The sequence below is a fragment of the Paraburkholderia sp. JPY419 genome (assembly GCF_050435705.1).
In the GTDB taxonomy this organism is placed as follows: Bacteria; Pseudomonadota; Gammaproteobacteria; order Burkholderiales; family Burkholderiaceae; genus Paraburkholderia; species Paraburkholderia youngii.
Window position 1 is genome coordinate 1506197 of record NZ_JBNDKV010000002.1, and the last position, 12325, is coordinate 1518521.

General features: G+C 64.7%; 8 protein-coding genes. 4 read left to right on the forward strand and 4 right to left on the reverse strand.

Annotated elements, in window-relative coordinates; all coding sequences use genetic code 11:
• Nucleotides 1-13 precede the first annotated feature (13 nt).
• Complete coding sequence (locus tag QFZ91_RS13030; protein WP_429567476.1) at nucleotides 14-4120, reverse strand: DUF3683 domain-containing protein; 4107 nt, start codon at nucleotides 4118-4120, stop codon at nucleotides 14-16.
• Between the two features lie 523 nt (nucleotides 4121-4643).
• Between QFZ91_RS13030 and ilvA the strand changes: the two genes are divergently transcribed.
• From ilvA to queF, 3 genes are read left to right on the forward strand one after another with little or no spacing between them, the layout of a single operon-like run.
• Nucleotides 4644-6188, forward strand: a complete 1545-nt coding sequence (gene ilvA / locus QFZ91_RS13035; protein WP_429558909.1) for a threonine ammonia-lyase, biosynthetic — start codon at nucleotides 4644-4646, stop codon at nucleotides 6186-6188.
• Nucleotides 6189-6211: 23 nt separating this feature from the next.
• Nucleotides 6212-7114 carry a 5'-nucleotidase gene (locus tag QFZ91_RS13040; protein ID WP_176125028.1) on the forward strand — a complete coding sequence of 301 codons (903 nt, stop codon included), beginning with the start codon at nucleotides 6212-6214 and terminating at the stop codon, nucleotides 7112-7114.
• Nucleotides 7111-7935 carry an NADPH-dependent 7-cyano-7-deazaguanine reductase QueF gene (gene queF, locus QFZ91_RS13045; protein WP_176382523.1) on the forward strand — a complete coding sequence of 275 codons (825 nt, stop codon included), beginning with the start codon at nucleotides 7111-7113 and terminating at the stop codon, nucleotides 7933-7935. Before QFZ91_RS13040 ends, queF begins: the two co-directional genes overlap by 4 nt.
• An 87-nt stretch (nucleotides 7936-8022) precedes the next feature.
• Here the strand turns inward: queF and QFZ91_RS13050 are convergent, their stop codons facing one another.
• The 3 genes from QFZ91_RS13050 to QFZ91_RS13060 form a co-directional block, all read right to left on the reverse strand.
• Nucleotides 8023-8409: a RidA family protein gene (locus QFZ91_RS13050; protein ID WP_008923846.1), complete on the reverse strand. Its 387-nt coding sequence runs from the start codon at nucleotides 8407-8409 to the stop codon at nucleotides 8023-8025.
• A gap of 72 nt (nucleotides 8410-8481) precedes the next feature.
• The gene (locus QFZ91_RS13055; protein WP_429567477.1) at nucleotides 8482-9963 is read right to left on the reverse strand and encodes an N-acyl-D-amino-acid deacylase family protein; all 1482 of its coding nucleotides are present in this window, start codon (nucleotides 9961-9963) and stop codon (nucleotides 8482-8484) included.
• 3 nt (nucleotides 9964-9966) lie between these two features.
• Entirely contained in the window at nucleotides 9967-10857 is an 891-nt protein-coding gene (locus QFZ91_RS13060) for a MurR/RpiR family transcriptional regulator (RefSeq protein WP_429567478.1), read from the reverse strand.
• Nucleotides 10858-11012: 155 nt separating this feature from the next.
• Between QFZ91_RS13060 and QFZ91_RS13065 the strand changes: the two genes are divergently transcribed.
• On the forward strand, nucleotides 11013-12290 hold the full coding sequence (locus tag QFZ91_RS13065; RefSeq protein WP_429567479.1) for an amino acid deaminase: 1278 nt from the start codon (nucleotides 11013-11015) through the stop codon (nucleotides 12288-12290).
• Nucleotides 12291-12325: the final 35 nt, after the last annotated feature.

A 12325-nucleotide genomic window follows, 5' to 3' on the forward strand; every position in this document is an offset into this window, starting at 1 on the left:
GTCGGTCGTGCCATTAAACCAGCACGCGCTCGATTCCGCCATTGTTCGCCCGCTGTACGTAGTCCGCCATCCAGTTTTCGCCGAGCACGTGACGTGCCATCTCGACCACGATGTAATCCGCCTCGGTACCCGCGTCTTCGTTGTAGCGCGACAGCCCTTGCAGGCACGACGGGCAGCTCGTGAGGATCTTGACGTCGGTCGAACCCGCGTTGCCGTTACCCGGCTGCGGACCGTCGCCGGCCTTCAGCACGGAACCGTTCGGCGCACCGGCGGATCCGGCCGATGCATTGGCCGGATTGATCGCGTTCGCGCCCGCTTCGGCGACGAGCGGTATCCCGCGCAACTTCGCCGCACCCTTGCGAATTTCTTCTTCCTTGCGGAAGCGCACCTGGGTCGAGATGTCGGGACGCGTGACCGCGAGCGTGCCCGATTCGCCGCAGCAGCGGTCGTTCTTCTCGATCTTGTAGCCGTCCTGCTCCGAACCCATCAGCTGGTTGACGAGCTTGACCGGGTCCATCGTCTTGATCGGCGAATGGCACGGGTCGTGGTACATGTAGCGCACGCCGTTCACGCCATCGAGCTTGATGCCTTTTTCCAGCAGGTACTCATGGATGTCGATGATCCGGCAACCCGGGAAGATCTTTTCGAATTCGTAGCCGGCGAGCTGGTCGTAACACGTGCCGCAAGACACCACCACCGTCTTGATGTCGAGGTAGTTCAGCGTATTGGCGACGCGGTGGAACAGCACGCGGTTGTCGGTGACGATCTGCTCGGCCTTGTCGTACTGGCCCGAGCCGCGCTGCGGATAGCCGCAGCACAGGTAGCCTGGCGGCAGCACGGTCTGCACGCCCGCCTCCCACAGCATTGCCTGGGTCGCGAGGCCCACCTGCGAGAACAGCCGCTCGGAGCCGCAGCCCGGGAAGTAGAACACCGCTTCGGTGTCGGCGGTGGTCGTCTTCGGATTGCGGATGATCGGGACGATCTTGTTGTCCTCGATATCGAGCAAAGCACGCGCGGTCTTCTTCGGCAGGTTGCCCGGCATCTTCTTGTTCATGAAGTGGATCACCTGCTGGGTGATCACCGGCTTGCCGACCGTGGCGGGCGGATGGGCGGTCTGCTTCTTCGTGAACTTCTTCAGCACCTCGTTGCCGAGGCGTTGCGCCTTGTAGCCGACGCCCATCATCGCGGTGCGCGCGAGGTTGATGGTCTGCGGATTCGTCGCGTTCAGGAAGAACATGCCCGCCGCGTTGCCCGGGTTGAACTTCTTCTTGCCCATCTTGCGCAACAGGTTGCGCATGTTCATCGACACGTCGCCGAAGTCGATCTTCACCGGGCACGGCGTCACGCACTTATGGCAGACGGTGCAGTGATCGGCGACGTCGTTGAACTCATCCCAGTGCTTGATCGATACGCCGCGGCGCGTCTGCTCTTCGTACAGGAATGCCTCGACCAGCAGGGAGGTGGCGAGAATCTTGTTGCGCGGGCTGTACAGCAGGTTCGCGCGCGGCACGTGCGTCGCGCAGACCGGCTTGCACTTGCCGCAGCGCAGACAGTCCTTGATCGACTCGGAAATCGCGCCGATATCGGACTGCTGCATGATCAGCGATTCGTAGCCCATCAGACCGAAGCTCGGCGTGTACGCGTTGCGCAAGTCCGCGCCTTCGAGCAGCTTGCCGGCGTTGAAGCGGCCATGCGGATCGACGCGCTGCTTGTACTTGCGGAATTCGCCGATCTCATCGTCGGTCAGGAACTCGAGCTTCGTGATGCCGATGCCGTGCTCGCCGGAGATCACGCCGTCGAGCGAACGCGCGAGCTTCATGATGCGCGCGACCGCCGTATGCGCGTCCTGCAGCATCTCGTAGTTGTCGGAGTTGACCGGGATGTTGGTATGCACGTTGCCGTCGCCCGCGTGCATGTGCAGCGCGACGAACACGCGGCCGCGCAGCACCTGCTTGTGGATCGCCTGGGCTTCGTCGAGGATCGGCTTGAACTCGCCGCCATTGAAAATCTGCCGCAATTCGGCACGGATTTCCTGCTTCCACGACACGCGGATCGTGCGGTCTTGGGCGAGGTGGAATACGGTTGCTTCCGCTTGCGCGTCGACGCGATCGGCAAACTTCTCCGCGAGCGATTCATAGCCGAGGCCGACCAGATAGTGCTGCGCCTCGCGCAGCGACAGATCGAGCTTGTCGCGCAGGAACTCCCAGCGCGTACGCACCCGCGCGAGCAGATCGAGCGCCTGCTGCACGCGGTCTTCGAGCAGCTCGGCGCTCGGGATTTCGTTCGCGTCGTCGCTCTTGCCGAGCGGCAGCTTGCCGCCCTTGAAGAACGCTTCGAGCGCGTTGACCAGTTGCAGCTTGTTCTTCAGCGACAGCTCGATGTTGATACGCTCGATGCCGTCCGTGTACTCGCCCATGCGGTCGAGCGGAATCACGACGTCTTCGTTGATCTTGAACGCGTTGGTGTGCTTCGCGATCGCGGCGGTGCGGCTGCGGTCGAGCCAGAAGCGCTTGCGGGCCTCGGCGCTGACCGCGACGAAACCTTCGCCGCTCTTGCCGTTGGCCATTCGCACGACTTCCGAGGTGGCCTGCGCGACCGCGTCCGCATCGTTGCCGACGATATCGCCGATCAGCACCATCTTCGGAAACGCGTTGCGCTTGCTCTTGGTGGCATACCCGACCGCGCGCAGATAGCGCTCGTCGAGATGCTCGAGGCCCGCGAGAATCGCGCCGCCCTGGCGCGACGTCTCGAACAGGTAGTCCTTGATTTCGACGATGCTCGGAATCGCCTCGCGCGCCTGGCCGAAGAACTCGAGACAGACGGTGCGCGTATGCGCGGGCATCTTGTGAAGCACCCAGCGCGCGGACGTGATGAGGCCGTCGCAGCCTTCCTTCTGCACGCCCGGCAGTCCGGCGAGGAATTTATCGGTGACGTCCTTGCCGAGGCCTTCCTTGCGGAACACGCGGCCCTTGATATCGAGCGCCTCAGTGCGCAGCAGTTTCTCGCCCGGCGCGTAGTTGCCGTCGAACCACTTGAGCTCGAAACGCGCGACTTCGATGTCGTGGATCTTGCCCATGTTGTGCTCGAGACGCGTGACTTCTAGCCAGTTCCCTTCCGGGTCGACCATGCGCCACCACGCGAGGTTGTCGAGCGCCGTGCCCCATAGCACCGCCTTCTTGCCGCCCGCGTTCATCGCGACGTTGCCGCCGACGCAGGACGCGTCGAGCGAGGTCGGGTCGACCGCGAACACGAAGCCGGCCTGCTCGGCCGCTTCGGTCACGCGGCGCGTGACGACGCCCGCACCCGAGAAGATCGTCGCGACCTTGCGATCGACGCCCGGCAGTTGGGTCATTTCGACCGGGCCGAGCTGTTCGAGCTTTTCTGTGTTGATGACGGCCGAGAACGGCGTGAGCGGCACCGCGCCGCCCGTGTAGCCGGTGCCGCCGCCGCGCGGAATCACGGTCAGGCCGAGTTCGAAGCAGGCCTTGATCATGCCGGCGATTTCGGCTTCCGAGTCCGGCGTCAGCACGACGAATGGGTATTCGACGCGCCAGTCGGTCGCGTCGGTCACGTGCGAGACGCGCGACAGGCCGTCGAACTTGATGTTGTCCTTCTGCGTGACCTTGCCGAGCACGCGCGTGGCGCGGCGGCGCAGGTCGTAGGTCTGCTGGAATTCGCTGGCGAATTGGTCGATCGCGCGGCGCGCGGCCTGCACCAGCTTTTCGACGCGCGCGGCGCGATCGACGCCGGCTTCGTCGCCGTGTTGGCTCAGATCGGCGCGGCGGCGCTTCTCGATTTCGGCCAGGCGGTGATTGAGCGCCTCGATCAGCAGCGCGCGGCGCTTCGGATTGTCGAGCAGGTCATCTTGCAGATACGGATTGCGCCGCACGACCCAGATATCGCCGAGCACTTCATACAGCATGCGCGCCGAGCGGCCGGTGCGGCGTTCGGCGCGAAGTTCGGCGAGCGCGTCCCAGGCGTCGTTGCCGAGCAGGCGGATGACGATTTCGCGGTCGGAGAACGACGTGTAGTTGTAGGGAATTTCGCGCAGACGCGCTTCGGGATCGGCGGCCACCGCAGCGGCGGCGCCGTGCGGATCGAAAACTTGAGGTGCGTTCATGTTTGGACGACTCGGTAGGTCGGCCTGGCGCGCTCGTCACGAGGCGTCGGCCGACAATGCGCGTGGGGCGCAATGCTTGAAATCTTCTAGGGCTTCCAGGGGAGCGAACGCGACCGGCGGCCAACTCACGGCGGTCGCTTCGCGGCACTCAGTGACAGCTACACGATCGCGCGTGGCGGGCATGCCGCTCCGCCGCGGGGCAGGATTCGCGCGGAACAGGCATCAAATGGGCGATCCGAGGCTGCCAGTGCATCTTCCGATCCTTATTCCAAAATGGAATTCTACCGCATCATCCCGCCACGCGTTGACGGCAGGAACCTGGGCGGTGACGGCGCTTCGGGGGATTTGGCGGCAAATCCAGCGGCGTTTCGCGTGCGCCCCCATTGACCGGCCGGACGGTTTGGCAAACTTCGCTCCACGGTGCCGAAACGGCCCGGCCAGCGGCGTGCCACCCTTCTCCGCCGCGCGCGGAACGGCCAGAGCAGGCACCGTTGGCGCTATCATTGACGTTTTCCCGTCTCACATAGCGCACCGCGCGACCCGCATGGCTTCCCACGACTACCTGAAAAAGACCCTGACCGCGCGCGTCTACGACGTGGCGCGCGAGACCGAACTCGAACGCGCGCCGAACCTGTCGGCGCGGCTGCGCAATCCGGTCTATCTGAAGCGCGAGGACAACCAGCCGGTGTTCTCGTTCAAGCTGCGCGGCGCGTACAACAAGATGGCGCATATTCCGGCCGAAGCGCTCAGTCGCGGCGTGATCACCGCGTCGGCCGGCAATCATGCGCAGGGCGTCGCGTTGTCGGCCGCACGCATGGGCGTGAAGGCGATCATCGTCGTGCCGGTGACGACCCCGCAGGTCAAGGTCGACGCGATCCGCACGCATGGCGGGCCGACCGTCGAGGTCGTGCAGTTCGGCGAATCGTATAGCGATGCCTACGGTCACGCGGTCAAGCTGCAGGAGGAGCGCGGCCTGACCTTCGTGCATCCGTTCGATGATCCGTACGTGATCGCCGGCCAGGGCACGGTGGCGATGGAAATCCTCAGCCAGCACCAGGGGCCGATTCACGCGATCTTCGTGCCGATCGGCGGCGGCGGTCTCGCCGCCGGTGTCGCCGCATACGTGAAATCGGTGCGCCCGGAGATCAAGGTGATCGGCGTGCAGACCGATGATTCGTGCGCGATGGCCGCGTCGCTGAAGGCGGGCGAGCGCGTGACGCTGAACGAGGTGGGCCTGTTCTCGGACGGCACCGCGGTGAAGCTCGTCGGCGAGGAAACCTTCCGCCTGTGCAGCGAATATCTCGACGAAGTGCTGCTCGTGAACACGGATGCTTTGTGCGCGGCGATCAAGGACGTGTTCCAGGACACGCGCAGCGTGCTCGAACCGGCGGGCTCGCTCGCGGTGGCGGGCGCCAAGCAGTACGCCGAACGGGAAGGCATCGAGAACCAGACGCTGATCGCGATCACGTCGGGCGCGAACATGAACTTTGACCGCATGCGCTTCGTCGCCGAACGCGCCGAAGTGGGCGAAGCCCGCGAGGCGGTCTTCGCGGTGACGATCCCCGAAGAGCGCGGCAGCTTCAAGCGCTTCTGCGAACTGGTCGGCACGCGCAGCGTTACCGAATTCAACTACCGGATCGCCGACGCGAACTCGGCGCATATCTTCGTCGGCGTGCAGATCCGCAACCGCAGCGAACCGGCGCAGATCGCCGGCGCCTTCGAGGCGCACGGCTTCGCGACCGTCGATCTGACCTTCGACGAACTGTCGAAGCAGCACATCCGCTACATGGTCGGTGGCCGCTCGCCGCTCGCGCGCGACGAACGTCTGTTCCGCTTCGAGTTTCCCGAGCGTCCGGGCGCGCTGATGAAATTCCTGTCGTCGATGGCGCCGAACTGGAACATCAGCCTGTTCCACTATCGCAACCAGGGCGCGGACTACAGTTCGATTCTGGTCGGCATTCAGGTGCCTGAAAGCGACCACGCGGCGTTCGAGCGCTTCATCGAAACGCTCGGCTATCCGTGCTGGGAAGAAACGAAAAACCCGGTTTACCGCCTCTTCCTCGCCTGATCTCTTCGGACCGGAACTCACCGATGGCGCTTTCGCTTGTCGACAAACTGGTGGTCGCAATTTCGTCGCGCGCGCTGTTCGACTTCGAGGAAGAGAACCGCGTCTACGAGGCCGGCGACCTGAAGGCTTACGAGGCGTTGCAGCGCGAGCGCCTGAACGTGCCCGCGAAACCGGGCGTCGCGTTTCCGCTGATCCGCAAATTGCTTGCGCTGAACGCCGTCGGTCATCGCGTCGAAGTGGTGATCCTGTCGCGCAGCGATCCGATCAGCGGCCTGCGCGCGTTTCATTCGTGCCGCGAACACGGACTCGCGATCGAGCGCGGGGTGTTTACGCGCGGCCGCGCGCCGTTCGGTTATCTGAAGCCGCTGAACGCGTCGCTGTTTCTGTCGGCGAATCAGCAGGACGTGCGCGATGCGCTCGCCGCTGGCTTCCCTGCCGCACGCGTGTTGCCGGAATCGGCGAAAATGGCGAGCAAGTACCCGGACGAAATCCGCATTGCGTTCGACGGCGACGCGGTCTTGTTTTCCGACGAAGCGGAACGCATCTTCCAGAAAGACGGCCTGCGCGCGTTCGTCGGTCACGAGATCGACAACAAGCATCTGCCGCTAGCGGACGGTCCGCTCAAGCCGCTGCTCGAAGCGCTGCACCGGCTGCAAAAACTGGCGGACGAGGCAGCGCCGATGCGCATCCGCACGGCGCTGGTAACAGCACGCTCGGCCCCCGCGCATGAGCGTGCGATCCGCACCCTGATGGCGTGGAACATCGAAATCGACGAAGCGATGTTCCTCGGCGGCCTCGACAAGAGCGCATTTTTGCGCGAGTTCGAGCCCGACTTTTTCTTCGACGACCAGATCGGCCACTGCGAATCGGCCCGCGTCGTAACGGCGACCGGGCACGTGCTGAGTGGCATCGTGAACGCATCATGACACCCGAACAATCCCCGCTCGGCAAGTCCTCGACTTACACCGAACAATACGATCCGACGCTACTGTTTCCGATTGCGCGCAGCCATGCGCGCGAGGCGATCGGCATTACCGCGCGACTGCCGTTTTTCGGCACCGATATCTGGAACGCCTACGAGCTGTCGTGGCTGAATACACGCGGCAAACCGCAGATCGCGGTCGCGACGTTCTTCGTGCCGGCCGATTCGCCGAACATCGTCGAATCTAAGTCGTTCAAGCTGTATCTCGGCTCGTTCGCGCAGACCGCCTTCGAATCGGCCGAGAGCGTGCGCGACACGATCAAGCGCGACGTGTCCGCGTCGTGCGGCGCGACGGTGTCGGTGCATCTGCACACGCCGCACGAATTCGGCAAGCTGAAAATGGAAGAATTCGACGGCTTGTCGCTCGACCGGCTCGAACTGGAGGCGAGCGTGTATCAGCCGGACGCATCGCTCCTGAGCGCGGCGCACGACGAAGCGCCGGTCGAGGAAACGCTGTTCTCGAACCTGCTGAAGTCGAACTGCCCGGTGACCGGCCAGCCGGACTGGGGCAGCGTGCAGATCCACTATGCCGGGCCGCAGATCGATCACGCGGGCCTGTTGCGCTACATCATCTCGTACCGCAATCACACCGGCTTTCACGAGCAATGCGTCGAGCGGATCTTCGTCGACATCATGAAGATGTGCAAACCGCTGAAGCTCGCGGTCTATGCGCGCTACACGCGCCGCGGCGGGCTCGACATCAACCCGTTCCGCACCAACTACAACCTGCCGATGCCGGACAACATGCGGCTCGCGCGGCAGTAACGGTAAAGCACGGCGGCAAACACGACGAGGGCGCCGCAGGCCATCACAGCCTGCGGCGCCCTCGTCACATGAAAGTCGTCAAAGCGCTCAGGCCGCCGGCTTCTTATAAGCAACGCAATCCACCTCGACCTTGCAGTCGATCACCATCGACGACACCACGCATGCGCGCGCCGGCGGATTCTCGCCAAAATACTCGCGAAACACCTTGTTGAACGACGCGAAGTCGCGCGGATCGTCGAGCCACACGCCGCAACGCACGACGTGCTCGGCGCCGTAGCCCGCTTCCTTCAGGATCGCGAACACATTCTGGATCGCCTTGTGCGATTGCTCGACGATGCCGCCGTTGATCACTTCGCCGTTTTCCATCGGCGTCTGGCCCGACACGAACAGCCAGCCGTCCGCCTCGACCGCACGCGCAAACGGCATCACCTGACCGCCCGTTCCCTTTCCGCCTTCCACGCCATATCGCTTCATCGTCACACTCCTTAAAAAGTCGGGCACTTGCGCGGCGCCCTCGCCGCGCGTGCCGCCATCAATCGATAAAAATCAGAACGCGCCCTGCGCATCGCCCTTCGACGGTGCGCCGCGCGTGACGAACCGGCCAGCCCTCTCGCCCGTCACCGCGCCGTCGCGATACGACAGCACGCCGTTGACCCACACCGCGTCGATGCCGGCAGCGGGCTGCTGCGGCTTGTCGAAAGTCGCCAGGTCGAGCACTTTCGACGGATCGAACAGCACCAGGTCGGCGTGATAGCCGATGTGCACTTCGCCGCGCTGCGCGAGACCGAAGCGGCGCGCGGACAGGCTCGTCATTTTGCGCACCGCCTCTTCGAGCGGCAGCAGCGCGGCATCACGCGCATAGTGGCCGAGCACGCGCGGAAACGCGCCCCACAGCCGCGGATGCGGCAGCGGATCGTTCGGCAGGCCGTCCGAGCCGACCATCGTCGCCGGATGCGACAGGATGCGCCGCACGTCGTCTTCGGACATGTTGTGATAGACCGCGCCCGCCGGCTGCAGGCGCTTGCCCGCTTCCTGCTGCGAGACGCCCCACTCCGCCGCGACTTCGCTGATCAGCTTGCCGGCCATCTCCGGATGCGGCTCGGACCACGTGATCGTGATGTCGATGTCGCCCGTCACCTGCTTCAGATCGAGCGTCGACGAGCTGCGGTTGTACGGATAGCAGTCGCAACCGACCGGCTGCCCGCCGCGCGCGCCTTCGAGCGAGTTCAGCACTTCGACGCTGCGTCCCCAGTTCGACGGCCCCGCGCACTTCAGATGCGAGATCACGACCGGCACGCGCGCATGCCGGCCGACGCGGTAAGCCTCGTCCATCGCGTCGAGAATCGCGTCGAACTCGGTGCGCATGTGGGTCGTATAGAGCGCGCCCGCCGCGGCGAGCGGCTCGGCGAGCGCCATCACTTCCTCGGTCGGCGCGGCGAACGCCGAGCCGTATGCGAGCCCCGTGCTCAAGCCCAGTGCGCCGTGCGCGAGCGCTTCCTCGAGCTGCGCGCACATGCGCTCGATTTCCTCGGCAGTCGCCGCGCGATCGAGCCGGTCCATCTGGTTATTGCGCAACGCCGTGTGGCCGATCAGCGCGCCGACGTTCACCGCCGGCCGCGCGGCGTTCACCGCGCTCACGTAGTCGGCGAAGCTCGGGTACTGGAACGCATCGCGCTCGCCGAGCAGGTTCATCGGATCGGGCGGATCGCCCTTCAGCGACACCGGCGACGCGCTGATGCCGCAATTGCCGACGATCACCGTCGTCACGCCCTGGGTGATCTTCGGCAGCATCTGCGGCGAGCGGATCACGTGCGTGTCGTCGTGGGTGTGCACATCGATGAAACCCGGCGCGAGCGCGCGCCCCTCGGCCTCGATCACCTCTTCAGCAAGCCAGTTCGACAGATTGCCGATCGCGGCGATGCGCCCGTCGCGGATCGCCACATCGCGCTCTACGGGTGGGGTGCCCGTGCCGTCGTACAGTTGCGCGCCGACGATCAGCGTGTCGGCGGCTTCAGGATGCGAATGCATGGATCAATCTCCTAACGGTTGTCGATCGCCGCCGCCGCGGTGCGCGTCGAGCGCGTGCTTCATGCGGCGCAGCAATTCGCGGCTCTCGTCGCCCTGGCTGACGGCAAGTTCGGTGACGAGCACATCGAGCGCCATCATCATCGCGTAACGGGAAGACGACGGCTTGTAAATGAAATCGGTTTCGAACGCGACGATCGGGATCAGCCAGTCGGCGAGCTTCGCCAGTGGCGACGTGGGCGCGGTCACCGCGACCACGGTCGCGCCGTAGCTGCGCGCGATCTTGCAGTTCTCGACCATCTCGGGCACGCGACCCGTGGTGGACAGCGCGATCACCACGCAGTCGCGCGACACCGTGCTCGCCACCATGCGCTGCAACAGTCCGTCCTGATAGGTCGCGACCGGGCGGCCGAGGCGCACGATCCTGAAACGCATTTCGTCGGCGAGCGCGGTCGAGCCGCCGCCCATGCCGAACACGTAGATCATGCGCGCATTGCGCAGCGCGGCCGCCGCTTCGGCGAGCGGCGCCTGACGCAGCAGTTGATGATTGTGCGCGAGCGCGGTTTGCAGTTCGTCGAACACGCGCGTGGCGATCGGCTCGGGTGCGTCACTTGTTGCGTCGCGCTCGAGAAAACGCTGACCGACCGCAGCCGCCTGCGCGAGCCGCAGCTTCAGCTCGCGCACGTCGCGGCAGCCAACCGCCTTCGCGAAGCGCGTGACGGTCGCGATGCTGACCTCGGCCTGCTGCGCGAGCGCGCCGATGCTCGCGCGCGACGCGCCGGTCAGATCGTCGAGGATCAGCGCGGCGACCTTGCGTTCGGCCGAGCGCAATTCCGGCGCGCATTCGGCGATGCGCGCGACGATGTCGAAAGCGAGCGGTTCGGCGCTACTGTTCATGGCGGGCGGCGGGGTTCGCGGCACGGCTTTCGCGACCCTTTCCGGCGGCCTTCGAAACCCGTGGTACTAAATAACATTTTTCCGGACATCGTACTTTCGGTAACATGGTAAAGTCAAATCTGATCCAATTTAACCGGACGATGGAGCACGGAGACATGAAAGTTACAAACTATCAGGGCGCGACGATTGATCCTTATAGCAAGGGCTTGGGCATGGTTCCGGGCACGAGCGTCCAGCTGAAGGACGCCGCGCGCCTCGAGTGGAACCTGCTTGCCGAGGACGTGAGCCTGCCGGCCGCCGTGCTGTACGAGGACCGCGTCGAGCACAACCTGAAGTGGATGCAGGCGTTCGTCGCCGAATACGGCGTCAAGCTGGCGCCACACGGTAAGACCACGATGGCGCCGCAACTGTTTCGCCGTCAGCTCGAAACCGGCGCGTGGGGCATCACGCTAGCCACCGCCCATCAGGTGCGCGCGGCGTATCACGGCGGCGTGTCGCGCGTCCTGATGGCGAATCAGCTGGTCGGCCGCCACAACATGATGATGATCGCCGAGTTGCTCACCGATCCAGATTTCGAATTCTTCTGCCTCGTCGATTCGGCCGAAGGTGTCGAGCAACTCGGCGAATTCTTCACCTCGGTGAAGAAGCCGCTGCAGGTGCTGCTCGAACTCGGCGTGCCGGGTGGGCGCACCGGCGTGCGCGATGAAGCGCAGCGCAATGCGGTGCTGGACGCGATCGCGCGCTATCCGGAGGTGCTGAAGCTCGCGGGCGTCGAACTGTACGAAGGCGTGCTGAAGGAAGAAGCCGAGGTGCGCGCGTTCCTGCAAGGCGCGGTTGCCGTCACGCGCGAGCTCGTCGAGCAAGGACGTTTCGCGCGTTCGCCGGCGGTGTTATCCGGCGCAGGATCGGCGTGGTACGACGTGGTCGCCGAAGAATTCGCGCAGGCGACACAAACCGGCAAGGTCGAGGTCGTGCTGCGGCCCGGCTGCTACCTGACGCATGACGTCGGCATCTATCGCAAGGCGCAGACCGACATCTTCAAGCGCAATCCGGTCGCGAAGAAAATGGGCGAAGGCTTGCTGCCGGCGCTGCAATTGTGGGCGTACGTGCAGTCGATTCCCGAGCCGGATCGCGCGATCATCGGCCTCGGCAAACGCGACTCCGCGTTCGACGCGGGCATGCCGGAGCCGGCGCGCCACTATCGTCCGGGCAACGAGGCGCCGCGCGACATCGCCGCGAGCGAAGGCTGGGAAATCTTCGGTCTGATGGATCAGCACGCGTATCTGCGCATTCCCGCCGGCGCCGATCTGAAAGTGGGTGACATGATCGCGTTCGACATCTCGCATCCGTGCCTGACGTTCGACAAGTGGAAGCAGGTGCTGGTCCTCGATCCGCAGTATCGCGTGAAGGAAGTGATCGAGACGTTTTTCTGATTGGATTGGAGTGGATTGCGCCGTGCTGAAGCGCG

Excerpts from the sequence above, each read along its gene's own strand:
- QFZ91_RS13030 (WP_429567476.1), bottom strand. The coding sequence starts at position 4,120 with ATGAACGCACCTCAAGTTTTCGATCCGCACGGCGCCGCCGCTGCGGTG.
- QFZ91_RS13040 (WP_176125028.1), top strand. The coding sequence starts at position 6,212 with ATGGCGCTTTCGCTTGTCGACAAACTGGTGGTCGCAATTTCGTCGCGC.
- queF (WP_176382523.1), top strand. The coding sequence starts at position 7,111 with ATGACACCCGAACAATCCCCGCTCGGCAAGTCCTCGACTTACACCGAA.
- QFZ91_RS13050 (WP_008923846.1), bottom strand. The coding sequence starts at position 8,409 with ATGAAGCGATATGGCGTGGAAGGCGGAAAGGGAACGGGCGGTCAGGTG.
- QFZ91_RS13055 (WP_429567477.1), bottom strand. The coding sequence starts at position 9,963 with ATGCATTCGCATCCTGAAGCCGCCGACACGCTGATCGTCGGCGCGCAA.
- QFZ91_RS13060 (WP_429567478.1), bottom strand. The coding sequence starts at position 10,857 with ATGAACAGTAGCGCCGAACCGCTCGCTTTCGACATCGTCGCGCGCATC.
- QFZ91_RS13065 (WP_429567479.1), top strand. The coding sequence starts at position 11,013 with ATGAAAGTTACAAACTATCAGGGCGCGACGATTGATCCTTATAGCAAG.